The organism is Parashewanella curva (assembly GCF_003675895.1).
Classification (GTDB): domain Bacteria; phylum Pseudomonadota; class Gammaproteobacteria; order Enterobacterales; family Shewanellaceae; genus Parashewanella; species Parashewanella curva.
In genome coordinates this window covers 1-1435 of record NZ_ML014937.1, presented here as the reverse complement: position 1 = coordinate 1435, position 1435 = coordinate 1, and the positions used below count along the sequence as shown (strand labels likewise).

At 41.9% G+C, this 1435-nt stretch carries 2 protein-coding genes; both read right to left on the bottom strand.

Features of this window, described 5'->3' with window-relative positions:
* Positions 1-133: 133 nt before the first annotated feature.
* Positions 134-394 carry a hypothetical protein gene (locus D5018_RS21305; RefSeq protein ID WP_121840972.1) on the bottom strand — a complete coding sequence of 87 codons (261 nt, stop codon included), beginning with the start codon at positions 392-394 and terminating at the stop codon, positions 134-136.
* 79 nt (positions 395-473) lie between these two features.
* Positions 474-1178 carry a hypothetical protein gene (locus D5018_RS21300; RefSeq protein ID WP_121840971.1) on the bottom strand — a complete coding sequence of 235 codons (705 nt, stop codon included), beginning with the start codon at positions 1176-1178 and terminating at the stop codon, positions 474-476.
* Positions 1179-1435 lie beyond the last annotated feature (257 nt).

Below are 1435 nucleotides of genomic sequence, written 5' to 3'. Positions count from 1 at the left end.
CTCACTAAAAGAAGGTTGGATAGCGATACACTACCCGTTAAAGAGGAGCTAAATGAACCGCCCTGTGCGGAGCCGCATGCAGGGTGGTGTGGGGGCTGAGGGCTAGAGACCCTCGGCTACCCGATTAGCAGTGCTATCTCGGCGCTCCATCGATATCACGATGACCAATTAAACGCCCAAGAAATGCTGATAAACCAATTGTTTTACGAATGTTTTCAGCCCAGAAACCACCGATAATAAAGCCGATTAAAGTAAAAGTAGGAATGGCAAAGTCGCTGAATTGACCTGATAAATTGAATTTTACAAATACTCCGACAATTAAACCTAAAAGTGTTGGAGAAAATGCCACTGAGAGCCATAAAAGAGATTGAACAAATAGTGCTACGATTTTCATTGATACTCCTTTTCAACGATTAACTGCTAACGCCTAAATCAGGTGCGCCGTAGGCGTCACCTGGATTTACTTGTTAGGGCTATAGCCTGGTTACACGAATGTTTCGTTTGCTTCTCTTGGATTTTCTCCAAACCTGAACTCGATACTGCTCAGGGCGAACAGCTGGAATTTTTGGTTTGGGTTTCCTTGGCTTTGGAGTTTTCTTCTCTTCAGCTGTTAATTCCATTTCTTTGATGTTGTCTAACTCCAAAGACATTTGCTGTGGATCAAGAGGGGTTTCTTCAAGCGAGACACGAAGATCACCTAAAAATTCGTTTGCCTCATCGGTGTCCTCGCCAAATATTTCCTCTGATATTTCCATTGCCTGTTCAATGGTCAGATCACCACGTTTAACCTTTACAAAAATTGTTTTCAGTCGAGAAAGATCTTCGCCACGTTTCTTGATTCTAGGCTGTTTGTTTGTATGGCTGAACGGAGCTGAGGCTCGTTCTCCAAGATAATCACTTGCAGAACGAACTTGTCTCTGAATGGTTTCAATCCCCGAAATGAAAGAACCATACTGACCAATACCAATATATAAAGCGCCAAGCGTTACACCAATTTTACCAAGAGCTTTTACAGAGCCTTCTTCAACATCGAGTGAAAGGGAATAGTCAGGAAGCCCAAGCACATCAGCAACATAACTTTCCCATTCATCAAATAATTGAGTTGAGTATTCCTCGAATTTTTCACGGGGTAAACTTGAAACATCAATATAGAAATCCGTTGTACCTATATTAATCATTTATTCTAATTTTTACTCCATGTCGTGAATGTTGCGTGGCCCTAACGCCCAGTTAACGGGCAAATGGTGTTTGGCTAAAATTTTGGAACGCAGTGACAAAAGCCAAACAGTATTTGTCCCTGTTGAACTGCTTGATACTTATTGAGCCTTCTCCCAGCTTAGCGACGAATCGCTAAGCTTTAGGCAACCAAACCAAAACAGGAGAAGACTCAATGAGATTCTATAACAAATTGCATCCATATTACTGTGGAATCGAT

Coding starts and splice junctions, on each gene's coding strand:
- D5018_RS21305 (WP_121840972.1), bottom strand. CDS start 394: ATGAAAATCGTAGCACTATTTGTTCAATCTCTTTTATGGCTCTCAGTG.
- D5018_RS21300 (WP_121840971.1), bottom strand. CDS start 1,178: ATGATTAATATAGGTACAACGGATTTCTATATTGATGTTTCAAGTTTA.